The sequence below is a fragment of the Streptomyces sp. NPDC059740 genome (genome assembly GCF_042733155.1).
GTDB lineage: Bacteria > Actinomycetota > Actinomycetes > Streptomycetales > Streptomycetaceae > Streptomyces.
In genome coordinates this window covers 26131-49427 of sequence record NZ_JBHWGP010000040.1, presented here as the reverse complement: position 1 = coordinate 49427, position 23297 = coordinate 26131, and the positions used below count along the sequence as shown (strand labels likewise).

The 23297-nt window shown below is 75.1% G+C and carries 22 protein-coding genes; 12 read left to right on the top strand and 10 right to left on the bottom strand.

Annotation, left to right across the window (positions count from 1 at the left end; translation table 11 throughout):
- Positions 1 to 559: 559 nt before the first annotated feature.
- Positions 560 to 1906 (top strand): MFS transporter, encoded by a 1347-nt coding sequence (locus tag ACFV3R_RS29940; RefSeq protein WP_385589665.1) that lies wholly within the window; start codon positions 560 to 562, stop codon positions 1904 to 1906.
- 246 nt (positions 1907 to 2152) lie between these two features.
- Here the strand turns inward: ACFV3R_RS29940 and ACFV3R_RS29935 are convergent, their stop codons facing one another.
- A complete protein-coding gene (locus ACFV3R_RS29935; RefSeq protein ID WP_385589663.1) occupies positions 2153 to 3133 on the bottom strand; it encodes an amidohydrolase family protein in 981 nt (326 codons plus the stop codon).
- Between the two features lie 39 nt (positions 3134 to 3172).
- Here ACFV3R_RS29935 and ACFV3R_RS29930 point away from each other — a divergent pair, with 39 nt between their 5' ends.
- Together ACFV3R_RS29930 and ACFV3R_RS29925 are read left to right on the top strand one after the other, a co-directional pair.
- Positions 3173 to 3655, top strand: a complete 483-nt coding sequence (locus tag ACFV3R_RS29930; RefSeq protein ID WP_385589661.1) for a MarR family winged helix-turn-helix transcriptional regulator — start codon at positions 3173 to 3175, stop codon at positions 3653 to 3655.
- Between the two features lie 153 nt (positions 3656 to 3808).
- Positions 3809 to 4114: a hypothetical protein gene (locus ACFV3R_RS29925; protein WP_385589659.1), complete on the top strand. Its 306-nt coding sequence runs from the start codon at positions 3809 to 3811 to the stop codon at positions 4112 to 4114.
- 32 nt (positions 4115 to 4146) lie between these two features.
- On the opposite strand, the gene ACFV3R_RS29920 is transcribed toward ACFV3R_RS29925, so the two are convergent.
- Positions 4147 to 5061 carry an Lrp/AsnC ligand binding domain-containing protein gene (locus ACFV3R_RS29920; protein WP_385589657.1) on the bottom strand — a complete coding sequence of 305 codons (915 nt, stop codon included), beginning with the start codon at positions 5059 to 5061 and terminating at the stop codon, positions 4147 to 4149.
- A 374-nt stretch (positions 5062 to 5435) separates the two neighbouring features.
- On the opposite strand from ACFV3R_RS29920, the gene ACFV3R_RS29915 reads away from it, so the two are divergent.
- Both ACFV3R_RS29915 and ACFV3R_RS29910 read left to right on the top strand, forming a co-directional pair.
- On the top strand, positions 5436 to 5822 hold the full coding sequence (locus ACFV3R_RS29915; RefSeq protein WP_385589655.1) for a hypothetical protein: 387 nt from the start codon (positions 5436 to 5438) through the stop codon (positions 5820 to 5822).
- A 34-nt stretch (positions 5823 to 5856) separates the two neighbouring features.
- A complete protein-coding gene (locus ACFV3R_RS29910) occupies positions 5857 to 8139 on the top strand; it encodes a catalase (RefSeq protein ID WP_385589653.1) in 2283 nt (760 codons plus the stop codon).
- A gap of 77 nt (positions 8140 to 8216) precedes the next feature.
- Here the strand turns inward: ACFV3R_RS29910 and ACFV3R_RS29905 are convergent, their stop codons facing one another.
- The 7 genes from ACFV3R_RS29905 to ACFV3R_RS29875 all read right to left on the bottom strand — a co-directional run bounded on the left by ACFV3R_RS29905 (position 8217) and on the right by ACFV3R_RS29875 (position 14550).
- Positions 8217 to 8684 carry an SRPBCC family protein gene (locus tag ACFV3R_RS29905; RefSeq protein ID WP_385589651.1) on the bottom strand — a complete coding sequence of 156 codons (468 nt, stop codon included), beginning with the start codon at positions 8682 to 8684 and terminating at the stop codon, positions 8217 to 8219.
- A 142-nt stretch (positions 8685 to 8826) separates the two neighbouring features.
- Positions 8827 to 10500 (bottom strand): phytoene desaturase family protein, encoded by a 1674-nt coding sequence (locus tag ACFV3R_RS29900; RefSeq protein WP_385589649.1) that lies wholly within the window; start codon positions 10498 to 10500, stop codon positions 8827 to 8829.
- A 167-nt stretch (positions 10501 to 10667) separates the two neighbouring features.
- Entirely contained in the window at positions 10668 to 11426 is a 759-nt protein-coding gene (locus ACFV3R_RS29895; protein ID WP_385589647.1) for a glycosyltransferase, read from the bottom strand.
- Positions 11419 to 12063 carry an SAM-dependent methyltransferase gene (locus ACFV3R_RS29890; RefSeq protein WP_385589645.1) on the bottom strand — a complete coding sequence of 215 codons (645 nt, stop codon included), beginning with the start codon at positions 12061 to 12063 and terminating at the stop codon, positions 11419 to 11421. The genes ACFV3R_RS29895 and ACFV3R_RS29890 overlap by 8 nt, the downstream gene beginning before the upstream one ends.
- On the bottom strand, positions 12060 to 12815 hold the full coding sequence (locus ACFV3R_RS29885) for a PIG-L deacetylase family protein (RefSeq protein ID WP_385589643.1): 756 nt from the start codon (positions 12813 to 12815) through the stop codon (positions 12060 to 12062). The genes ACFV3R_RS29890 and ACFV3R_RS29885 overlap by 4 nt, the downstream gene beginning before the upstream one ends.
- Entirely contained in the window at positions 12812 to 13816 is a 1005-nt protein-coding gene (locus tag ACFV3R_RS29880; RefSeq protein WP_385589641.1) for an acyl-CoA dehydrogenase, read from the bottom strand. The genes ACFV3R_RS29885 and ACFV3R_RS29880 overlap by 4 nt, the downstream gene beginning before the upstream one ends.
- A 143-nt stretch (positions 13817 to 13959) precedes the next feature.
- Positions 13960 to 14550, bottom strand: coding sequence for a TetR/AcrR family transcriptional regulator (locus ACFV3R_RS29875; RefSeq protein ID WP_385589639.1), 591 nt, complete (start codon positions 14548 to 14550; stop codon positions 13960 to 13962).
- A gap of 77 nt (positions 14551 to 14627) precedes the next feature.
- On the opposite strand from ACFV3R_RS29875, the gene ACFV3R_RS29870 reads away from it, so the two are divergent.
- The gene (locus ACFV3R_RS29870) at positions 14628 to 15437 is read left to right on the top strand and encodes an alpha/beta fold hydrolase (RefSeq protein WP_385589637.1); all 810 of its coding nucleotides are present in this window, start codon (positions 14628 to 14630) and stop codon (positions 15435 to 15437) included.
- A 27-nt stretch (positions 15438 to 15464) separates the two neighbouring features.
- Here ACFV3R_RS29870 and ACFV3R_RS29865 read toward each other — a convergent pair whose 3' ends face one another.
- Positions 15465 to 16460: a polysaccharide pyruvyl transferase family protein gene (locus tag ACFV3R_RS29865; RefSeq protein ID WP_385589635.1), complete on the bottom strand. Its 996-nt coding sequence runs from the start codon at positions 16458 to 16460 to the stop codon at positions 15465 to 15467.
- A 328-nt stretch (positions 16461 to 16788) separates the two neighbouring features.
- Here ACFV3R_RS29865 and ACFV3R_RS29860 point away from each other — a divergent pair, with 328 nt between their 5' ends.
- The 6 genes from ACFV3R_RS29860 to ACFV3R_RS29835 all read left to right on the top strand — a co-directional run bounded on the left by ACFV3R_RS29860 (position 16789) and on the right by ACFV3R_RS29835 (position 23266).
- Entirely contained in the window at positions 16789 to 17787 is a 999-nt protein-coding gene (locus tag ACFV3R_RS29860; RefSeq protein ID WP_385589633.1) for an NAD-dependent epimerase/dehydratase family protein, read from the top strand.
- 71 nt (positions 17788 to 17858) lie between these two features.
- A complete protein-coding gene (locus ACFV3R_RS29855; RefSeq protein WP_385589631.1) occupies positions 17859 to 19496 on the top strand; it encodes a carbamoyltransferase in 1638 nt (545 codons plus the stop codon).
- Entirely contained in the window at positions 19493 to 20626 is a 1134-nt protein-coding gene (locus ACFV3R_RS29850; RefSeq protein WP_385589629.1) for a glycosyltransferase family 2 protein, read from the top strand. The genes ACFV3R_RS29855 and ACFV3R_RS29850 overlap by 4 nt, the downstream gene beginning before the upstream one ends.
- A complete protein-coding gene (locus tag ACFV3R_RS29845) occupies positions 20623 to 21303 on the top strand; it encodes a D-glycero-alpha-D-manno-heptose-1,7-bisphosphate 7-phosphatase (protein ID WP_385589627.1) in 681 nt (226 codons plus the stop codon). The genes ACFV3R_RS29850 and ACFV3R_RS29845 overlap by 4 nt, the downstream gene beginning before the upstream one ends.
- On the top strand, positions 21300 to 22310 hold the full coding sequence (locus ACFV3R_RS29840) for a glycosyltransferase family 9 protein (protein ID WP_385589625.1): 1011 nt from the start codon (positions 21300 to 21302) through the stop codon (positions 22308 to 22310). Before ACFV3R_RS29845 ends, ACFV3R_RS29840 begins: the two co-directional genes overlap by 4 nt.
- Entirely contained in the window at positions 22307 to 23266 is a 960-nt protein-coding gene (locus ACFV3R_RS29835; protein ID WP_385589623.1) for a glycosyltransferase, read from the top strand. The genes ACFV3R_RS29840 and ACFV3R_RS29835 overlap by 4 nt, the downstream gene beginning before the upstream one ends.
- The last annotated feature ends 31 nt before the right edge of the window (positions 23267 to 23297 follow it).

Sequence of the window (23297 nt, the reverse complement as noted above, 5' to 3'; positions counted from 1 at the left end):
GCCCCCTTCCCCCGGGGGGGGGGGGGCGCGGCCGCTGGGGGCCCCGCGGGCGCTGGCGGGCCCCCCCCCCGCCCCCCGGGCCCCGGCGCCACCCGGCCCCACCGGTGCCCGGCGGCTCCACCGCTACCAGGGCAAAGCTCTCGTAAGGGGCGAAGAGGGCGACGGTAGGGTGCCCGCCAGGAGCCCGGGGACCTCCCCGCCCGGTGCCCGGTGGAGGTGCCGGCCGGGTGTGGTGAGCTCGGTCGTGCGCCCGGCCGGGACGGACCTGAGTGGCCCGTTCGCCCAGGTGGCGCGGATGTCCGGCGGACGGCTCCGGCGCTGTCGCCGTGCAGGGACCCCTCGCTCTGTGACCGTACGGGGGCCGTCCGGGGGCGGCCGTCCCGGAGGCGGTCGGCCCCGGCGGAGCCGGGCCGCACCGCCTGCCGAGGCCGGGAGGAGCGGCGTGCGACCCGCGTCCCGTCTATTGACGCCCATGGCTGCCCTCTCTAGGGTTCGGCAGATACGCAGATACATACGTATGCATCACCTCCCCTCCATCCGCCGTGTGAACGGAGAAGCCATGTCCGCTGTGGCGCCACCCGCAACCGCCGACGGCACCACTGCCGCCGACCCCGAGAAGCGGAAGGCGATACGCCGAGCCATCGGCGCCGGAAGTATCGGCAATTTCGTGGAGCAGTTCGACTACGGTCTCTACGGCTACATGGCGCCCGTCCTCGCTCCCACCTTCTTCCCCGGCAGTGACCCGGCCGTCGCGGTGCTGAGCACCTATGCGATCGTCGCCATCGCCTGCCTGTTCCGCCCCCTGGGTGGCACGCTGGTCGGCCGGTGGGGAGACCGGGTCGGCCGCAAGAAGACACTGCTGTGGACCATCGTGATCATGGGCGTGACGACCGCCCTGATCGGCGCGCTGCCCACCTACCACCAGGTGGGCTTCTTCGGTCCCGTGCTGCTCCTGCTGCTGCGCGTGGTCCAGGGCATGGTCTCCGGCGGTGAGTACGTGGGGGCCGTGGCCTTCATCGTGGAGTGGGCGGAGCCCAAGCGGCGTGCCTACTACGCCTCCTACGCCTCCAACAGCTGCTTCTTCGGCATCCTTGCCGGGGCCGGTACCGCGGCCCTGGCGAGTGCGGTCTTCAGCGAGCCCGCACTGAGCTCCTGGGGGTGGCGGATCCCGTTCCTCCTCGTCCTGCCGCTGAGCGTGGTCGGGATCTGGCTGCGCCGGCGTATCGACGAGACGCCCGAGTTCGTCCGTGCCACGGAGGACGGTGCGGCCGTCGTCAAGGCGCCGATCCGCGAAGCCTTCCGCTCGCAGTGGAAGCCGATACTCGTCTACTGCGGCGTGTCGGTGATGCTGGCGATCCTGTCCTACAGCTGGGTCACCTTCTATCCCGAGTACCTGACCGGGACGCTGGGGCTGCCCCGCTGGATGGCGCTGGCCTCCAACGCGATCTCGGTGGCGGTCCTCATCCCGCTGCTGCCGCTGGCCGGCATGCTCTCGGACCGGATCGGGCGCAAACCGATGCTGATCACCGGCGCCGTCGGCTGCATCGTCCTGGTCCCGCTCGCCTTCTACGTCGGCGAACAGGGCACGTTCGGTGCGGCGATCGCGAGCCAGTTGATCTACATCGTCCCGGAGTTCTTCCTGACCGGGATCGTCACGGTCTGCATGGCGGAACTCTTCGCCACGCGCACCCGGTTCAGCGCCGGCGCCATCGCGTACAACAGCTCGTTCTCCATCTTCATGGGCATCACGCCGTTCGTCGCCTCCCTCCTGGTCACCAGCTTCCACTCGATCTACGCCGTGTGGGTCTACCTGGCCGTGGCGGCCGTGCTGGCCCTGGTCGTGGTCAGCACGTTCATGACGGAGACGTACCGCAGCCACCTGGGCGCGGACAAGTTCGCGCGATGAGTTCCGGGAGAGCGGGGGCCGCTTCGCACGGCCCCGTCCGGCGTCAGGGACGCACTGCGCCTGCGCCGACCCGTCACGCACGCCCGTGGGGGCTTCCGGTCGCCGGGAGCCCCCACGGGCGTGCGGAGCCGCAGTCGGTGTGCGGGTGCCGGTGCGGAGAGCCGGGGCGAGGCGGCCTGCGCGCAGCCTCCGCACGGCAGGCCCGGCGCCCCACCGCTTCTCCTCGTCCTGGTGCAGCCGGGGCGGTCAGCGGGCGAGGCGGGGCAGGAGCCGCGCGGCGTTGCCCCGGTCGATCGCCGCGCGGAGCGCCCCGTCGAGCGGCTGGGCGTCGTACTGCTCGATGAAGTACGAGGACATCTGCGGCGAGGCATAGGGGAAGTCGCTGCCGAACAGCACCCGTTCGGGCCCGGCGAAGGAGAGGAGGGCCGCCAGCGTCTGCGGGGTGGTGCTCAGGGCGGTGTCGAAGTGGAAGCTTTGCAGGCCGGCCAGGACGGCGTCGTGGTCCATGCCTTCCCTCGCCCCCAAGACCTGCTGGTGGTGCTGGAGCGACTGGCTGATGCGGTGCGCCGCGTAGGGCAGGAAGCCGCCTCCGTGGGAGAGGACGAACCGGATCGAGGGGTGGCGGCGGACCGTGCCCGAGACGGTCAGGTTCATCGCCGCCCGGACGGTGTCCAGCAGGAAGTCCGCGGCGTAGGGCGGGAGGCCGGGCACGGGCTGCGCCGGCAGCTGGGAGGGGTGGACGAAGACGGTCGCACCCCGGCGGTCGAGCTCGGCCATCAGCGGCTCGAAGGCTGCGTCGCCCAGGTAGGTGTCCCGGTGGTTGGTCAGCAGGACGATGCCGTCCGCGCCGAGTTCGTCCAGCGCCCGCGCGGTCTCCGAAAGGGCTCCGTCGAGGTGGGGCAGCGGGAGCGTGGCGAAGAAACCGAAGCGGTCGGGGCGGTCCTTGACGGTCTCGGCGCAGTGGTCGTTGACCTTCCGGGCCCAGGTGAGGGCCTCCTCGTCGTCCCCCAGGTGCGTGCCGGGGGTGGAGAGGGACAGGACGCCGGTCGCGATGCCGTGGCGGTCCATGAAGGCGATGTCGGTCGCCGCGTCCCAGGCCGGGATCGGCATCCCGCCCGCGGCGACCCCGCGCCGCGCCAGCCAGTCACGGTACGCCGGGGGGACCACGTGGTGGTGGGTGTCGATACGGCCCTGCTCGGACATGGTGTCCACCTCGTTCAGCAACATTTAGCAAGCTAACTATTAGCTCCACTGTAAGCTACGGTCATGACCTCGGCAGCGAAGGACCCGTGCGATCCCCACCACGCAGCGGGGGAGGACCAGGCGTTCGGTGAGTTCACGCAGGCCTTCGGGGAGATGCTGGTCGCCGTGCGGCGGTCACGGGGGCGCCTTGCCGGGGAGGTCGACCGGTCCCTCTCGCTCTCCCGCATCCACCTGCTGGAGGCCCTGGCCGACCACGGCCCCCAGGGGGTCGGGGACATCGCCCTGCACGCCGGGGTCTCGGCCCCCACGGCCACGCGCATGCTCAAGAACCTGGAACGGGACGGCATCGTCACCCGGACCCGCACCGCCGGCAACGAGCGGCGTGTCGAGGTCGCCCTGACCGACCACGGCGCGGCCCTCCTCCACGACCACCGGGACCGCCTGCGCGCCCGTCAGCAGCGCGCCTACCGGGAACTCACGCCCGAGGAGCGTTCCGTCATCACCGACGTCACCCGCAGGCTCACCGAACTCATCGACGACATCTGAAACCGGCGCCCGGCTCCCTCCCCGGCCGGCGCCGGGCCCGCAGGCTGCCCGCCCCGGCTCGGGTGCCTTTCCCCGCAGCGGGCAGGACGGGCCCTTCGGGGTGCCGAGCCGCAGGAGGCGTGTGCCCCGCCGCGCGCCGGGCACCCGCCTGCCATGACGCGAGGCAGGAGTTACCAGGTGGCGGCCTCAGGGAGCCGGCGGGACGAGGAGAGCGGCGTCCGGGCGCCGGCCGGCGAGGTGCACGCCTGGCAGCCGGGACGCAACGAGACGGTGTGCGGCCTCTCCCTGAGCCGCTCCCGCCTCGCCCGGCTGCCGCACGTGCGGTGGGTCGACGCCCTCCCCGAGTCCGGTGGCGCCGCCGACCGGGTGCAGCGGGTCTGCCCCCGGTGCGCCGCCGTGGCAGGACGCCGCGGCGAGGACGCACGCCCGAGGTGGACCAGGACCGACCCGCGGCCCTGAAGCAGGGACGGCCGCGGCCGGCGGCGCCGTCCTCACAGGCAGCGCGGCCAGGCCGTCACCGGGACATGGCCGACGGCGCGCCCGCGACGGTCCAGGAGCCGGCCCATCCGCTTGGCGGTGTACAGGGTGATGTCCCGTTCCACGACCTCGGCCTCCGGACACCGCGCGGCAATCCGGTCCTCCAGCGAACGGCAGCCGTCCGGGCTGCGCAGCCAGAGGATCAGGCGCAGGTTGGCCGTCCCGGTGACCGCCGCGCACAGCCGGGACTCGGGCATCGCCGCCAGGGTCCGCGCCACCTCCTCCACCCGGTGCGAGGGCACCCGCAGCCGGTAGGTGGCCGCCACCGGCCAACCGGCGTGCAGGGGCGCGAAATCGCAGCGGAAGAGGATCTCGTGGTGCCGTTCCATCCGCCGCAGCCGCCGCCGGACGGTGGTCTCGCCCAGCCCGCAACGCCGCGCCAGTTCCGCGCAGCTGCTGCGGGCGTCGGCACCCAGGGCCAGCAGGAGCTGCCGGTCCGCCTCGCGCAGTGCGACCGGCCCGCCGCCCTCGCCCGTCCTCCCGTCCGCCGCCAGCAGTGACCGCTGGTCCGCGGCGAGGCTGCCGGCTGTCCAGTCGCTGCCCTCGCGGTACACCCGCAACGCGACGCCGGACCGCAGCGAGCGCACACCGTCCAGGCGTCCGAGTCCCCGGGTCAGGAAGGCGTCGAGAGCCGGCAGGGAGGCCGCGGCCACGCCGAGCAGCAACTGGTGCTCCCCCGAGGAGCGTCCCAGGTCGAAGACGCACGACCAGCGTCGCAGCTGCTCGGTGAGGACTTCGACCCGGTCCGGGCGGCAGGCCACGTCCACATAGCAGACCGTGGCCACCTGGTGGACGGGGTAGGCGGTCAGCCAGGCCAGACCGCTGCCGGACAGCCGCCGCCAGCGCCGGGCCGCGGTGGTGGCGTCCACCCCGACGGCGGCCCCCACCCGAGAGGGCGCACGCGGCCCTGTCTGCAGGGCCTCCACCAGCGCGAGGTCGGCCTCGCTCAGACCGTCCTCGTCCGGCGCGGCGGACAGCCGTCCGGGCGGAGCGGCGACGGGGAGGTGGCAGCGGACACGGCGTCATCGTGGCAGGAGCCGGCCGCCGCGGGAAGCCCCTCACTTCGCGGCCTGGACGGAGGGTTGCGGTACCCCCACCGGGTCGGAGGGCGGCCGCGGGCACGCCGCACGGCGGAAAGCGGCACATCCGGGCCGCGGATGCCGGAATGCTGCGATGCCGGTGCACCGACCGGGGCCGGGCGCATCGTGTCCGGATCACCCACCCGGACGGGAGGACGGCCCTGATGCACAGGACGACCAGGACCACCGTGCTGCTGCTGTTCGCGGCGTGGACGGTCGACTACGTCGACCGCCAGGTCATCAACCTCGCGCTGCCCTCCATCGGCACCACCTTCGGGCTGAGCCACGGTGAACGGGGCCTGCTCGTCTCGGCGTTCTTCCTGGCCTACGCCGCCATGCAGATCCCCGGCGGGCTGCACGGCTCTCGGCGCGTGCGCCGCCGCGTCGAGGTGGGGCGGCGCACGCACCCGTGGGCGCCGGCGTCCCGCGGGCCAGGGGGCTTTCGCCCGCAGCCGACCGGTCGTCACCCACCTCCGCCATGCCGGGCCGACTCGCCCGGCGACCGGGTCGGTGGTAGACGCGCACGGTTTCAAGTCCGCCCAGCGAGGTAACCGGACTGCCGTCATCCACCAGCCAGGAGGAAGCATGGACAAGCCCAACCCGGTGAAGGCGGCGGCCGACAAGGTCGGCGAGGCGGTGCGGGGCGCCCGCGGCGACGGCGACGGCATTCCCGGTGGCCCCTCGCCCGTGCCGCCGACGTTCGAGGAGCCGGTCGAGCCCCGCGAACCCCTGCCGCCCAAGCCCGACCAGAGTGGCCCTGAGGTCCACTCGCCCACCGGTCACCGCACCGGGCTGGACCAGGACGCCGTCGCCCAGCAGGGCGCCTACCTGACCGACGCCCAGGGCACCCGGCTGTACGAGACCGACCACTCCCTCAAGGCGGGCCCGCGCGGTCCGGTGCTGCTGCGCGACCACCACCTGCGCGAGAAGGTCATGCACTTCGACCACGAGCGCATCCCGGAGCGGGTGGTGCACGCCCGCGGAGCGGCCGCTCACGGCGTCTTCCAGGGCTACGGCAGCGCCACCGCCCTCACCAAGGCCGCCTTCCTCGCCAAGGACGTCGAGACACCGGTGTTCGTGCGCTTCTCCACCGTCCTCGGTTCGCGCGGCTCGGCGGACACCGTGCGCGACACCCGCGGTTTCGCGACGAAGTTCTACACCACCGACGGCGTCTTCGACCTGGTCGGCAACAACATGCCGGTCTTCTTCATCCAGGACGGCATCAAGTTCCCCGACGTCATCCACGCCGGCAAGCCCCACCCCGACCGGGAGATCCCGCAGGCCCAGAGCGCCCACGACACCTTCTGGGACTTCGTCACCCTGCACACCGAGGCCACCCACCACACGCTGTGGAACATGTCCGACCGCGGCATCGCCCGCTCCTACCGGATGATGGAGGGCTTCGGCGTCCACACCTTCCGCCTCGTCAACGCCGAGGGCGGCACGACGCTGGTGAAGTTCCACTGGAAGCCCAAGCTCGGCGTCCACTCGCTGACCTGGGAGGAGGCGCAGATCACCGGCGGCGTCGACCCCGACTTCCACCGCCGTGACCTCGCCGACGCCATCGAGGCCGGCGCCTACCCGCAGTGGGAACTGGGGCTGCAGACCTTCCCCGACACCCCGGACCAGATGTTCGAGGGCATCGACCTGCTGGACCCGACGAACCTGGTGCCGGAGGAGCTCGCCCCCGTCCACCCGGTCGGGCTGCTCACCCTCAACCGCAACCCGTCCAACTTCTTCGCCGAGACCGAGCAGGTCGCCTTCCACACCGGCCACCTCGTCCCCGGCATCGACATCACCGACGACCCGCTGCTCGCCGGCCGCATGTTCTCCTACCTCGACACCCAGATCACCCGCCTGGGCGGCCCCAACTTCCCGCAGCTGCCCATCAACCGCCCCCACTCGCCGGTCAACGACATGACCCGCGACGGCATGCACCAGACGGCGGTGCACAAGGGAGTGGCCCCCTACCGGCCCAACTCCCTGGACGGCGGCTGCCCGTTCCTGGCCGGCGCGGACACCGGTGCCTACATCGAGTTCCCGCAGGAGCTGCCCGCCGCCAGGAAGGTGCGGGAGGCCCCGGAGAGCTTCGACGACCACTTCAGCCAGCCCCGCCGCTTCTGGCTGAGCATGACGCCGGTCGAGAAGGAACACATCATCAACGCCTACAGCTTCGAGCTGGGCAAGTGCTACGAGCAGGCGATCAAGGAGCGCGGCCTCCAGGTGCTCGCCAACATCGACCCGGTGCTGTGCGCGCGGGTGGCGACCGCCCTGGGCCTGCCCGCCCCCGAGCCCACCGTGCCGCTGGCCGATGTCGAGCCGAGCCCCGCCCTCTCGCAGGTCGGCAAGGTCTGGCCGATCGAGGGGCGCCTCGTCGGCATCGTCGCCGACGACTCCAGCGACCTGGCGGCGCTGCGCGCCCTGCGGCAGGCCGTCTTCGACGCCGACATGGTCCCCCTGGTCATCGCCCCGGCCGGCGGCAAGCTGGGTGCGGACAGCGAGGACCCGATCGCCGTGCAGCGCACCTACGCCACCGCCCGTTCCATCGAGTTCGACACCGTCCTGGTGGCGGGCACCCCGGGGGTCGGCGCCGACGACTTCGGCGCCCGGGACGCCAAGACGTCCGAGGCCTCCCCGACCTCACCGGCGGCACTGGACTCGCGGGTGCTGCTCCTGCTCTCCGAGGCCTTCCGGCACGCCAAGGCACTCGGCGGCTGGGGCGGCGCCGACGCGGTCTTCCAGGCCGCCGGCATCCCCGCCGACGCCCCCGGCGTCGTGGTGGGGGACGACCCGCAGTCCGTGCTCGGCGAGGTCATGGGACTGCTGGGCAAGCACCGGGTCTGGGACCGGTTCCCGGCGAGCGTGTGACCACCCCCGGTCGGAGCGGCGCCCCGCGCCCTCCGGCCGGGCCACCCCGCGCCTGAGTGGCCGGGGCTGCCGGCCGCTCAGCCCTGCGCGGCGGGGGCCCGTGGCCCCGGGGAGGTGCGGCCCTCCACCACGGCGCTCAGGCGCCTGAGCAGCGTCCGGTGCCTGAGCTGGGTGAAGGTCTCCAGCACCGGGTTGTGCAGCCGCGCCCCCGGGCCGCGCAACGGATGCTCGTCCAGGACGACCAGGCACTCCTCACCCCATTCCAGCAGCTCGAAGGCGATACGGGCGCTGCCCAGGCGGCCGGCCTGCGCCTCCAGTTCCAGGCGCCGGCCGCTCTCGCACCGCCTGACCACCGTGCTGCCCTGCACCGACCACCGCCCCAGCCGCACCTGGTAGCGCAGCGAGGCCCCCACCGCGGGCCACGCCGGATCCGCCTCCTCGGTGCGCCGGGTACCGGGCACCCAGCTCCCGTAGGTGTCCCCGTCCGCCAGGACCTCCCAGACGCGGGCGGGCGGGGCGGCGATCAGCATGTGACGGACTGCCATGAGCTCTCCTCTGCGGACGGACCGCGGGCTGTGCCCCGGGCGGTGGCGGAAACGGCGGACGAGTGGGCAGCGGTCGCGGGTCCGGTGGGCCCGGCCCGTCCACGGACGGCACCCGCGGCCCGCCGCCCGACCCGGTGGACGCTCACAGCCGGCCCGCCCCGGCGCCCGCGTCCCCGGTGTCGGCGACCAGGCGGCGCTGGACCTTCGACGCGGCCCCGCCCAGCAGCCGGCGCAGCCCCCCGCCCCGCCCCCGCAGCGCCGCCCGGGCCGCGTTCGCACCGCACGCCCCGTGCACGCCGCCGCCCGGGTGGGCCGAGGACGAGGCGAGGTACAGGCCCGGCACCGGTGTCTCGGGACGGCCGCTGCCCGGCACCGGCCGGAAGACCAGCTGCTGGTGGACTGCGGACGTACCGCCGTTGAGCGCCCCGCCCACCAGGCTCTCGTCGCGTGCCTCGAAGTCGGGCGGGGCCAGCACCCGGCGGGCCACGACGAGGTCGCGGAACCCCGGCGCCCAGCGCTCGACCTCCGCCTCCAGCCGGGCCGCCATCACCTCGCGCTGGGCCGGCCCCCACCGCCCGTCCAGGCCGCCGCCGCCCGCGTCCTCCTTGATGTGCCGCGGCAGGTGGGTGTAGGCCCACGCCGACTCGGTACCCGCAGGGGACCTGCCCGGGTCCGCGGTGGTCATCTGCCCGAGCAGGGCGAACGGCCGGTCGGGGACGGTGGAGGTGGCCAGTTGGGCGGCCTGGCGGGTCAGGTGGTCCACCCCGTCGGCCAGGTGGACGGTGCCGGCGAGCGCCGCCTGGGGGGCGGACCACGGGATGGGGCCGCGCAGCGCCCAGTCGACCTTGAACGTGGCGTGGTCCCACACGAAGCGCCGCATGTCCTCCCGCAGCCGCGCCGGCAGCTCCTCCCAGCCGACCATCCCGCCGTACAGCGCGGTGGCCGGCACGTCGGCCAGCACGGCCCGGCGGGCCGCCAGGTGCTCACCGTCCGCGGTGAGAACCCCCGTCGCCCGGCCGCCACCCACCGTCACCTCCACCACCCGGCTGCCGCACCGCAGCGTTGCGCCCCGGTCCTGGAGCCGGGCGACGAGCGCCTCGGTCAGCGCCGCCGCCCCACCTGCCGGCACCGGCCAGCCCAGCTGCTGACCGATCATCGCCAGGAGCCAGCCGAACGCCGTGGAACCGGGTGCCTCCGGTGTCAGGTCCGCGTGCAGCGCGCAACCGGACAGCAGCACCCCGGCCGCCTCGCCGGTGAAGTTCTCCTGGGCGAACCTGCGGACCGGCAGCAGCAGACTGCGCAGCAGCCGCAGCCCGCCGGCCCCGTGGACCGCGCCCGCCAGCCGGGCCCCGGCCAGCACGGGCGGAAAGGGCGTGAACAGCGCCTGCATGAGGTCACCGCCGAGCCGCCGCCACAGCTCCACCATCCGCAGGTAGGCCTCGCCGTCACCGGCGGCGAACTCCTCCAGCCCGGCGGCGGTGCGCTCGGCGTCCCGGTGCATGACCGCGCACCGCCCGTCGGGCAGCGGGTTGGCCAGGACGGCGGGGGCGTGGCTCCAGCGCAACCCCCACCGCTCCAGGCCGAGCGCCGCCAGAGCAGGCGAGGCCACCGCCAACGGGTAGAAGGAGCTGAAGACGTCGTTGACGTAGTCGGGATGCACGCCGCGGTCGCTGCGCACCGCCCCTCCCGGGGTGTCCTGGGACTCCAGCACCACCACCCGCCAGCCCGCGTCGGCGAGGATGTTCGCGGCGACCAGCCCGTTGGGACCGGCCCCGACCACCACGGCGTCCGCGGCTGACTCCGGCACGACGGCCATCGCGCTCCCTCCACCGGTCCGCACCGGCCGGTGCGGACGGGCCGGTGGGTGCCCGGGTGGAGGGCGCGGAAAACCGGGGGAGGGGTGACCGGGCGGGACGGGCGGCCGGTAACCAGTAGGGCCAGGGACCACCGCTGTCCGTACCGGGGCCGGCCCGCCGCGGACTGCTACGCCGCCGGTTCGACCCCGTCCGGCTGCTGGAGGCGGCACAGCAGTGCCCCGAGGCCGCCGGGCGCGCGGGCATCGGTGCGTGCGGAGGTGACGACCGGGTGGGCCCGGCTCCGCAGCAGCGGCACGCCCGCGGCCTGGAGGGCGGTGACCAGTGCCCGGTCCTCGCCCGTCACCAGCGCGGGGAAACCCCCGCACCGCAGGTAGGCGTCGGCCCGGACCCCGAGGTTGGCGCCGTGGACGTGGCCGTGCCCGCCGTCCGGGCCGAGGCCGCGGGCGTAGTGCTCGGCGTACCGCAGGATCGCCGCCGCCGGGTAGCCGGCGGGCCAGGAGCCCACCACGACGGTCCCGGCCACCGCGTCCCACCCCGACCGGGCACACCGGAGCTGGTGGGCGAGCCACTGCGGGTCGGGGACGCTGTCGGCGTCCGTGGTGGCCACCCACACCTCGCCCGCCGGCAGCCCCAGCACGTGCAACCCGTGCCGCACGGCGGCAGCCCGGGCCGCTCCCGCGCTGCGCACGGCGACCTCGACCACCTCCGCGCCGAGGCTGCGCGCCAGGTCCGCCGTCCCGTCCCGGCAGGAGTCCGCCGCCACCGCCACCACGACCGGCACCTGCGCCAGTTCGCGGTGGGCCGCGGCCCGCCGCACCCCGGCCAGGGCGTCGGCCAGCGTCTCCGCCTCGTCGTGCGCCGGCACGGCGACCACCACACCCGCGACCGTGCTGCGGCCCGCCCCGGCGCCGCGCGCCTCAACCACGGCCACCCCCGGCGGCTTCGGGCGCCAGCCCCTCGGCCTGCGCCGGTGTCGGCGGCACGGCGGTGCCGGGCAGCCGGCGCTGGTGGACCTGGAGGGTGAAGTCCGGCTCGCGGTGGTCGGCCAGCAGGACCAGGCCGTCGACCGCCGCGAGGCTGCGGGCGACCTCGTGCCCGGTGCCGCAGTGCTCGGCGACCGGATGGTTCCAGTGGACGGTGACCAGTGTGGCGTCCCGCGTCATCGATCGCACCGCACGCTCCAGCAGCGCCTGCCGCGGCTCCTCGTCGAAGTAGTAGAGCACCTCGGAGAGCACCACCAGGTCCCAGCTGCCGGGCGGCCACTGATCCGGAACGGTGCGCTGCTCCACCGTCACCCCCGGCAGGTCGGCGGTGCGCTCCCGGGCGGTCCGGGCCGCCGCGGCTGCCCGGTCGACGGCCAGCAGCCACTCGCAGCGCGGCGCGAGGAGCCGGGTCAGCCGGCCCACGGAGCACCCCACCTCGAGCGCGGCGCCGTAGCGCCGGCAGGGGAGGGCCGCCACGGTCAGGGCGTACTTGCGTTGTTCGTACCAGCGGTCCTCCAGCCGCCACGGGTCCTCGCTGCGGCGGTACATCTCCTCGAAGTAGCCGGCCCCGGTACTCACCGCAGCACCACCTCGAACGGCCGCAGGTGGTGGGCGAGTTCCCCGGGCGGCAGGATGACCTCGCCGGGGCTCCCGTCCCGTTGCTCCAGCGGACGGAGCTGGGTGACGAAGCGGTCCACCGCGGCCTTCTTGCGGCGCAGGACCTGCGGCTCCAGGTCGATCCGGGCGGCCCGGTCCCACGGCACGCGGGCGTCCCCCGGCCGCGCCCAGTGCCACGTCCACACCGGGTAGAAGAGGCACTCCACCCCGGCCGCACCGGCCGCCGCGGCCGCGGCCCGGCCCGCCGCCTCGTGGTCGGCGTGCACGTCACCCGTCCACGGCGCCACGCACAGCGAGGCCCCCTCGACCGCCGTGGTCAGCGCCTGCCGCACCGCAGCCTCGTGCTCGGCCACCCCGGTGTCGGGCACACCCAGCTGTACCGTCTCGGCCTCCGCTACGCCCAGTTCGGCCAGGGCCAGTTCGGTCTCCCGGCGCCGGCGGGCGGCGAGCGCCGCCGGGCCCATCGCGGCGTCCGGGTGCGAGGCCTCCCCGTCGGTGACGGCCACCAGGCGCAGGGGCACGCCGGCCGCAGCCAGCAGCGCCATGGCGCCGCCGAACCCCAGCACCTCGTCGTCGGGGTGGGCGGCCACCACGACGACGGGTCCACGGCGCGGCAGTGCCCGCTGCGGCAGGCTTCGCAGCCCGGGCCACTCCTGCCAGCAGGACTCCGGTGTGCCGGGCGCCTGGATCGGGTCGCTGACCGCCGCGCTCACCGGGCACCTCCCGTCACCGGCCGGCGGCCGACCAGGGCGCCCAGCTCCGCGAGGTTGCGCTCGGCGTGGTGCTGACGCACGTACACCTCCAGGTCCGCGACGCGCCGGGCGTGCGCCGCGTCGTGGCACAACGGCCCGGCGCCGGTGGCGCGACCGGTGTGGCGCAGGACCGCGGAGCAGACCTCCGCCACCAGCGCCCGCACCCGCAGGCTCCGCAGCCGGGCCTGTCCCCGCAGGTCGCGCGGGTCCTCGTCGATCTCCCGGGCGGCCTGCTCCAGCACCGCGCGGGCAGCGTGCAACTGCGTCTCGACCTCGCCCAGGTGTGCCGCGGCGTGCGGTTCGGGCGCCTCGGGGTCGACCGCCTCGTAGAGCGTGCGGGCGACCGCTTCGGCGCCGCCCCACCAGCAGGCCGCCACCCCGATCCCGCCGTGCTGGAAGCCGGGCCGGTCCAGGTAGGCGTCGACCCCGCCGACCGGCTCGGCGGACACGTCGGTGAAGTCCACGTCCGGGGTGTCGCTGCCCGCCATGCCGATCGCCTGCCAGGTCCCGGCCCGCGGGCGGCAGCCCGGCTCCTCGACGCGCACGGCGAACAGCCGGTTGCCGTCCGGCGCCGCGGCCGTCACCAGGGCGTGGGTGAGCGCGGAGGCGCCCGAGCAGTACGCCTTGAGGCCGTCGAGAACCCAGCCCCGCTCGGTCCGGCGGGCGCGCAGCCCCGTCCCCGGGGGCTGGGCGGCCCACACGCCCCAGCGTTCACCGGCCGCGGGCAGCCGCCCGGCGATCTCGTGGAGGACGGCCGCGGCGTCGGCGTGGCCCTCCGCGAGGCGGGCCAACGACAGATCGCGCCCCGCCACCTCGGCCAGCGCGGCGAAACGCTCCCAGGTCCGGCCGGCCCCCGGCAGCGGCGGGTCCCAGCCCCCGGCCACCAGGTCCGCGAACCCGGCTGCGACGCGGGCCCGCAACTCGGCGCCCTGCAGCTCCGGCACCGCCACCTCACTTCTCACCGGCGAAGCCACTCCGCACCTCTCCCGTTCCCGACGAAGACAACGCGCCCCCGGTACCCCGCAGGGGGCGGCGCAACCGTGCGACAGCTGCGGGAGGGGGAGCGGCGCGGGGCGTCGGCGAGGAGGGTCCGGGCGGTGCGGGGTCAGGCGGGCCAGGCGGCGAGTGCGGCGGTGACCACGGCCTGCAGACGTTCCCGGCTCACACCGTTGTTGGCCTGGTTCGACAGGCCCTGCCACAGCACCTGCACCCAGTCGGCGACCGCGGCCGCGTCGGTGTCCGCCGGGAGCAGGCCCCGGCTGGTGTCCGCCTCGACGCGCTCGCGCAGCATCCGGGCGTGCTCCTCCTGGAGGGAACGCAAGGTCTCCCGGACGTCGATGGTGTCGGAGCCGCCGACCATGGCGGCGCTCACCGTGAGGCAGCCGGTGGGGCGGTCGGCGTCGGTGAACTCCGCCACGCTCGTCCGCAGCAGCCGTTCGACCGCCTCCCGGGCGCTCGGCTCGGTCATGGCCTCCTGGTGGAGCACGGTGTAGCGGTGCGTGTATCCGAGGACCGCCTCGCGGAAGAGCGTCTTCTTGTCGCCGAAGGCCGCGTAGAGGCTGGAGGAGGAGATGCCCATCGCCTCGGTGAGGTCGGCGAGTGAGGAGCCCTCGTAGCCCCGTGTCCAGAACAGGTTCGTGGCCGCCACGAGTGCCTGCTCCCGGTCGAAGGCCCTGGGCCTGCCTCTTGTGCGCACACCGGGATCGTAGTGGACCTCCGCGGCAGCCCCGGCTACGATTTCGGGAACGATCAACCCAGAAATGAGGGTGGGGCATGGAGTCACGCACGATCGAACGCGACGGGGACCGCCTGCACGGACTGTGGCGGCCGGGCGAAGGGACGCCGGTCCTCCTGGTGCCGGGGGCGATGGCTGACGCACGCTCCTTCGGTCCGGTGGCCGAAGCGCTGGAGCACCCCGCCCCCGTGCTCGTCCTCAACCGGCGCGGCCGGGCGCCCAGCGGCGCGCTCGGCCCGGACTACGGCTTCGAGACCGAGGTGGCGGACCTGCTGGCGTGGGTGGCCCACCTCGGGAAGGTGCGACTGGCCGGCTGGAGCTACGGGGGCACGATCGCCCTGGAAACGGCGGCGCGCCCCGAGGCAGCCGCCCTCGTCGAGGGTCCGGTGGTCGCCTACGAGCCGGTGCTCGCGCCGTTCGGGCGCGACGTCCTGCCGGCGCTGAGCGCAGCGGATCCCGAGCGCGCCGTGGAGATCGTCAACGTCGACCTCTCCGGCTTCCCCCGGGAACGGGTCGAGGAGCTGCGGTCCTCCCCCGACTGGCCGGTGCTCTGCTCCCTGGCGGCGCCGCTGGCGGCCGAACTGGCCGCCATCGACACGTTCCGGCCGGACCCTGAGGCGTGGTCGCGGGTGCGGGCGGAGCTGATCCTGGGGGAGCGCAACCGGGGCGTGGAGCCCTACGGGCCGGCCTTCGACCGCGTCGCGGACCTCCTGCCGGACTCCCGGACCACCCTGCTGCCCGGTCAGGGCCACCTCGCGCACGCCGAGGACCCGGTGGCGCTCGGCCGGCTCATGGGCGAACTGCTCAGCCGGCCGGCGGTCGAGCGGCCGGTCCCGGCGGCGCGCTGACCACCTTCTCCGGCGCCCAGGGGCGGGTCACCGGTGCGGCAGCAGCGCCACCGCGCCCGGCCCGTCGCCGGCCCCGCCGGTGCCGGCGACCGCTTCCGCCGCCTCGGGCAGCCGGCCCCGCCGCAACCACCGCTCCCGGCGTACCGCCGCGCCGCGCCCCCGCGGCGAGAGGCACCACGACCACCACGCCCGCAGTGTCGCCGGTGACACCTCCTCGGGCAGCAGTGCCGCGGGCCACCGGCAGGCCCGGGCCTGGGCCCAGACCTTCGCCCCGCCGGCGACCGGGTCCACCGCCAGCGCCGGGACCCCGGCCCGCAGCGCCAGGACCAGGCCGTGCAGCCGCGTGGTGACCACCAGGTCGGTGCGCCGGACCACCGCCAGGTACTGCTCGGGCGTGGCGCACAGCCGCCAGTCGTCGGTGGCCAGCCGGGTGTCCAGCGGCAGCCGGGCGCAGTCCGTTCCGCGCAGCCATTCGGTCAACGCGTCGCTCACGTCGTCGTGGCGTCGCCGCCCCCGGTACTCGCCCTGCCCGGAGGTCAGCACCACGGCGACCACCGGGGGCGGGGCCTGCCCGGGGGCGTGGGCGGACAGGTCCACGCGGGGCGGAGCCCCGCCGCCGTCGCGGGTGAGCACCGCGTCGAAGCCGGCGACCGCGGGGTCCCGGCCTGAGACGACGCTGACGTCCACCGCGATCCGGCGGCAGCCGGCGAAACGCTCGTGCAGCCCCACCACCTGGGGGCCGTGCGCCGGTCCGCAGACGAACACCAGGTGGGAGAAGGCGCCGGGATCGACGGCGTCGAGCGAGAGGGCCTCGGGGGCGAAACCGGGGCTCCACGCGGTCTCGAACGGCACCCCGGCCCGCTCCAGCGCCTGCTCGACCCGCCGCAGCGCCAGCACGTCCCCGGCGGTGACCTCGCCGTCCCGGAAGCTGAACCAGCCGGTGAGCAGAGTGCGGCGCGGCGCACCGGGCGCCGGGGGAGAGGCCGCCAGCTCGGCCAGGAGTTCCTCGACGGGGTCCGACACGTGCGCTCCCTCGAACGGCTCAACGCCCCGGAACCGGCGCGGACCCCGTCAGTACGGGCTCCCCGCACCGCAGCAGGGGCTCTGCCCAGCACCCGAATTGTCGTCATTTGCTATCACATGAGTAGAGGTAGCCGGGTGAGGGCACCCCGCGGCGCGTCGCCCGGACCTCGCCCCGGCCACCGCGACGGGCCCCGAGACGCCGACGGGCCGCGGACCGAGAGGCGCCACCACTGCGAAGCGCGGAGACGGCCCGGCGGGGGAGGACCCGGCCGGGCGGCACCGCCGACCGGAGCGCGCACACGACGTCGACCCTGGGAGAGAGGCCGCGATGAACACCCCGAGCCCGATAACCGGCCGACGCCCCTGGCAGCGCGCGGTGGTCACCGGAGGAGCCGGCTTCCTCGGCTCCCACCTGTGCGAACGACTGCTCGACGAGGGCGTCGAGGTGGACTGCGTGGACAACCTGCTGTCCGGCTCCACCGCCAACATCGCCCACTTGCGGGACCGGCCGGGCTTCCGGTTCACCGAGTGCGACGTCTGCGACGCCGAACAGGTCCTGGCCCTCAGCGGCCCCTACGACCTCGTCCTGCACTTCGCCTGCCCCGCCTCACCGGTCGACTACCTGCGCTGGCCGCTGCAGACCCTCGACGTCGGCAGCACCGGCACGCGCAACGCCCTCCTGCTGGCCGCCCGCGACGACGCCCGCTTCCTGCTCGCCTCCACCTCCGAGGTCTACGGCGACCCCCTCGTCCACCCGCAGCGCGAGGACTACTGGGGCAACGTCAACCCCGTCGGGCCGCGCAGCGTCTACGACGAGTCCAAGCGCTTCTCCGAGGCGCTGGTGACCGCCCACGCCGCCCAACGCGGCGTCGACGCCGGCATCGTGCGCCTCTTCAACAGCTACGGCCCGCGGATGCGCGCCCACGACGGGCGGGCGGTGCCGACGTTCATCAGCCAGGCTCTGGCCGGGCTGCCCCTCACCGTGGCCGGCGACGGCGGCCAGACCCGGTCGCTGTGCTACGTCGACGACACGGTCGACGGCGTCCTCGCGGTCGCTGCCAGCAGGTCCCTGCGCCCCGTCAACATCGGCGGCACCGAGGAGACCACGGTCCTGGAGATCGCCCAACGCGTCCTCGAACTCACCGGCTCCTCCTCGGTGGTGGAGTTCGTCGAGCGCCCCGTCGACGACCCGGGACGGCGCCGGCCCGACACCGGCCTCGCCCGCGAACTCCTCGGCTGGCAGCCCCGGGTCGGCTGGGACGAGGGCCTCAAGCGCACCATCACCTACTTCACCAGCCAGTTCCCCGTGGACCGGCAGACCGGCTGAGGCCACGCGGCAGACGGACCAGCCGCCCCGCCGCCCCGCCACACCCCGCCGGCCCGAGCGAAAGGCAGCACATGCGTGTTCTAGGGGTCAACGCCCTCTTCCACGACCCGGCCGCAGCCCTCGTGGTCGACGGCCGGGTCGTCGCGGCGGCCGAGGAGGAGCGCTTCAGCCGCCGCAAGCACGGCAAGCGACCGGTGCCCTTCTCCGCCTGGGAACTGCCCGAACTGGCCGCCCGCTGGTGCCTGCGCCAGGCCGGCCTCACCCCGGCCGACCTCGACGCCGTCGCCTACTCCTACGACCCCGACCTCGCCCAGAGCGCCGAGGCCATGGGCCTCCACGACCCCTGGGACGGACTGCGCCAGGACTACGCCCGCCGCGCCCCCGACTTCCTCGTCGAGGCGCTGCCCGGCCTCACCCGCGAGAAGGTGCGCTTCGTCGCCCACCACGTCGCCCACGCCGCCTCCGCAGGCCTCGCCTCCCCGCACCCCGGCTGCGCCGTCATGGTTCTGGACGGACGCGGCGAGTGCGCCTCCCACCTCGCCGGACGCTACGTCGGCCAACGCCTGACGGTGCTCGCCGGCCAGAGCCTGCCCGACTCGCTCGGCCTGTTCTACGAGGACCTCACCGAACACCTCGGCTTCCTGCGCAGCAGCGACGAGTACAAGGTCATGGCGCTCGCCTCCTACGGCAAGCCGCGCTTCCGGGAGGAACTGCGGCAGTTCGTGCACGCCGCCGGCGAAGGCGGCTTCCGCGCCCGCAAGGTGCCCTGGGAGACCATCGTCCCCGCCAGGCAGGGCGACGCCCCCTGGAACCAGGACCACGCCGACCTCGCCTCCAGCGCCCAGGCATGCCTGGAGGACCTCCTCCTCGACCTGGCCGGGTGGCTGCACAGACGCACCGGCGAACGGGTCCTGGGCCTCGCCGGCGGCGTCGCCCTCAACTGCGTGGCCAACAGCCGCCTGCACCGGGAGAGCCCGTTCGAGGAGATCTGGGTCCAGCCCGCCGCCGGCGACGCCGGGACCGCCCTGGGCGCCGCCCTGCACGTGGCCGCCACCGGCGACACCGTCAGCCCGATGCCCGGCGCCGACCTCGGTCGCGGCTGGGACGACGAGGAACTCCGCGCCTGGCTGGAGCGGGCGGCCATCCCCTACGAGGAGAGCCCCGACATCGCCGAGACCGTCGCCGAGGAACTCGCCCGCGACGGCGTGGTCGCCTGGTTCCAGGGCCGGGCCGAGTTCGGGCCGCGCGCCCTGGGCCACCGCTCGCTGCTCGCCCACCCCGGTCGCGCCGAGAACCTCGACCGCCTCAACGCCGTCAAGGGCCGCGAGGAGTTCCGCCCCGTCGCCCCCATGGTCAGCGCCCACCGCGCCCCCGAACTCTTCTCCGGCGGGCCGCTGCCCAGCCCGTACATGCTCTTCGTCCACGACGTCGCAAAGGAGTGGCGCGAACGCATCCCCGCCGTGGTCCACGTCGACGGGACCGCCCGCGTGCAGACCGTCGACCCCGCCACCGAGCCGCTGGTGGCCCGCATGCTCGACGCCTTCGAACGCCGCACCGGCCTGCCCGTCGTCGTCAACACCAGCCTCAACACCGCAGGCCGGCCCATGGTCGACGACCCGCGTGGCGCCCTGGAGTGCTTCGCCTCGGCCCCCGTCGACCTCCTGGCCATCGGACCGTTCGCCGTCCGCCGAGCAAAGGCCTTCGCATGAGCAGGCGACACACCGGCCCCACCCGACCCGCCCTGAACCGGTCCGAGCGCCCCGAGGACACCGCGGTGCTCGACGCCGCCACCCACACCCCCGGCCCGGCCCCGCACGCCACCGGCCACGCCGAGCCTCCCGCCGGCGACGACACCCGCTACGCCGTCGTCATCCCCACCATCGGCCGGAGCTGCCTGGCCGACTGCCTCGCCACCCTGGCCGCCGCCACCGGACCGGCACCCCAGGAGGTCGTGGTCGTCGACGACCGGCCCGCCCCCACCGGCGACCTGCCGCTGGAAGCCGCCGGTGAACTCTGCGGCCGGGTACGGGTGGTCACCAGCGGCGGTCGCGGACCGGCCGCCGCCCGCAACGCGGGCCTGCGCACCACCACCGCCCCCTGGGTGGTCTTCCTCGACGACGACGTCCAGGTCATGCCGGACTGGCGCGAGCGCCTGACCGAGGACCTGGCCGCCGCCGACCCCCGCACCGGCGGCGTCCAGGGCCGGCTGCGCGTCCCGCTGCCGGGGCACCGCCGGGCCACCGACTGGGAGCGTGGCACCGCCGGCCTCCAGCACGCCGCCTGGGCCACCGCCGACATGGCCTACCGCGCCCGTGCACTGCGCGACACCGGCGGCTTCGACGAGAGGTTCCGCCGCGCCTTCCGCGAGGACGCCGACCTCGCCCTGCGCATGGGCTACGCCGGGTGGCATCTCACCCGCGGCACCCGCCTGACCCGCCACCCGGTCCGCCCCGTCGACCGCTGGGTCTCGGTACGCGCCCAGCGCGGCAACGCCGACGACGCCCTGATGACCCACCTGCACGGCCCCGACTGGTGGCTGCGCGCCCGCGCCCCCCGCGGCCGGCTGCCCCGCCACGCCGCCGTGACCACCGCCGCCCTCGTCGCACCGGTGCTCGCCCTCGCCGGCCGGCCCCGCGCCGCGGCCTGGGCGGCCGGCCTGTGGGCCCTGGGCACCGCCGAGTTCGCCGCCGCCCGCATCGCGCCCGGCCCGCGGACCGCCGAGGAGATCACCACCATGCTCCTCACCAGCCTGGTCATCCCCCCGCTGGCCGTCCACCACCGGCTGACGGGCCTGGTGCGCCACCGTGCCGCACTGCTGTGGGGAGGCGGTGCCGCGTGACCACGCCCACCGGCCGCCCCGACGCCACCTCCCACGCCCCCGCCGCCGTCCTCTTCGACCGCGACGGCACCCTCGTCGAGGACGTGCCCTACAACGCCGACCCGACCCGGGTGCGCGTACTGCCCGGCGTGCGCGAGGCGCTGGCGCTGCTGCGCCACCACGGCGTGGCCACCGGCGTGGTCAGCAACCAGTCCGGCGTCGGGCGGGGCCTGCTCACCGAGGACGACGTCCGGCGGGTCAACGCCCGCATCGACACGCTCCTGGGCCCCTTCGACGTCTGGTGCTACTGCCCCCACCACCCCGACGAGGGCTGCCCCTGCCGCAAACCCCGTCCGGGCCTGGTGCTGACGGCGGCCCGGACCCTCGGCGTGGCACCGCGGCGCTGTGCCGTCGTCGGCGACATCGGAGCCGACATGGCGGCGGCCCGCGCCGCCGGCGCACGCGCCGTCCTCGTCCCCACCGCCGTGACCCGACCCGAGGAGGTCCGCGCCCGCCCGCGCGTGGCCCCCGACGCCCTCACCGCCGTCCGCTGGCTGCTGGCCGGCACCGAGACGGCCTCCGACGGCGCCCCGCGCCCGGCCCGGCCCCAGAGGCCCGCCGCCACGACCACCAGCGACAACGGCCGAGCGACGCAACCGACGTCGAACACCGAAGGCGAAGAGGTGACTTGCCAGTGAAAGCGCTCGTAGTGCGCCTGGACAGCTTCGGAGACGTGCTGCTCGCCGGACCCGCGGTCCGTGCGGTGGCAGCCGGCTCCGACCACGTCACGATGGTCTGCGGCCCCCGCGGCGCACCCGCCGCCCGGCTGCTGCCCGGCATCGACGAGGTCCTGGTCTGGGACGCGCCCTGGGAGGGCGTGGACCCGCCGACGGTGGCCGACGCCGACCTGCCCCGCCTGGTGGAACGCCTGCGGGCCGGCGCCTACGACACGGCCGTCGTCCTCACCTCCTTCCACCAGTCGCCGCTGCCCACCGCGCTCGTGCTGCGCATGGCAGGCGTCGAGCGCATCACCGCCGACAGCGTGGACTACCCGGGCAGCCTGCTCGACGTACGCCACCACCGCGCCCCCGGCTGCCACGAGGTGACCGCCGCCCTCGCGGTGGCCGAGGCCGCCGGCTTCCCGCTGCCCGCCCACGACGACGGCCGGATGCGGGTCACCCCCGCGCCCGACACCGCCCCCCTCACCGGCAACGGCCCCTACGTGGTCGTCCACCCCGGCGCGACCGCCCCCTCCCGCGCCTGGAGCCCCGAACGCTGCGCCGAAGCAGTGGAGATGCTCGCCGACGCAGGCCACCGCGTCATCGTCACCGGCGGCCCGGACGAACGCGAGCTGACCCGCACCGTCGCCGGACGGCACGCCGTCGACCTGGGCGGACGCACCGAACCCCACCAGCTGGCGGGCGTCCTGGGCGCCGCCGACGTCGTGGTCTGCGGCAACACCGGGCCCGCCCACCTCGCCGCGGCCGTCGGCACCCCCGTCGTCTCACTGTTCGCCCCGGTGGTCCCCGCCGACCGCTGGGGCCCGCACGGCGTCCCCCACGTCCTGCTCGGCGACCAGTTCGCCCCCTGCGCCGACAGCCGCGCCCGCACCTGCCCCGTCTCCGGCCATCCCTGCCTCAACGAGGTCACCGCCGAGGACGTGCTGCGCGCGGTCGAGAAGCTCCTGGAGGTGGACGAGGCATGAGAATCCTCATCTGGCACGTCCACGGCTCCTGGACCACCGCCTTCGTACAGGGCCCGCACACCTACCTGCTCCCCGTCACCCCCGACCGCGGCCCCGACGGCCTGGGCAGGGCCCGCACCTGGGACTGGCCGCAGAACGTCACCGAGGTCCCCCACGACCGGCTCCGTGAGAGCGACATCGACCTGGTGGTGCTGCAACGCCCCCACGAGATCGAGCTCGCACACCGCTGGACCGGCCGCCGCCCCGGCCTCGACGTGCCCGCCCTCTACGTCGAGCACAACAGTCCCGACGGCTCACCCACCCACACCCGCCACCCGCTCGCCGACCGCGACGACGTGCCGATCGTCCACGTCACCCACTTCAACCGCCTCATGTGGGACAACGGCCGCGCCCCCACCGCCGTCGTCGAACACGGCATCATCGACCCCGGCCCGCTGTGGACGGGGGAGCGGGAGCGCGCCGCGGTGGTCGTCAACGAACCGGTGCGCCGCGGCCGCACCACCGGCACCGACCTGCTGCCGCTGCTGGCCAAGGCCGCGCCGCTGGACGTCTTCGGCATGCGCACCGAGCAACTCGCGGCCCACCTGGGCATGAGCGAGCAGGAGTGCCGCGCCCGCGACCTGCCCCAGGGCGAACTGCACCCGCAGATGGCCCGCTGCCGCGTCTACGTCCACCCCGTGCGCTGGACCTCCCTGGGGCTCTCCCTGCTGGAGGCCATGTTCCTCGGCATGCCCGTGGTCGCCCTGGACACCACCGAGGTCCGCGAGGCCGTGCCGCCCGGCGCCGGAGTCGTCTCCAACCGGCTCGACGCCCTCACCGACGCCGTCCGCGCCTTCCTCACCGACCGCGAACACGCCGCCGCGGTGGGCCGGGCCGCCCGCGAGGCCGCACTGGCCCGCTACGGACTGCCGCGCTTCCTGGACGACTGGGAGCACCTGCTGAAGGAGGTCCGGTGAGAAGCGACGCGACCGGAAGACCCCTGCGCAT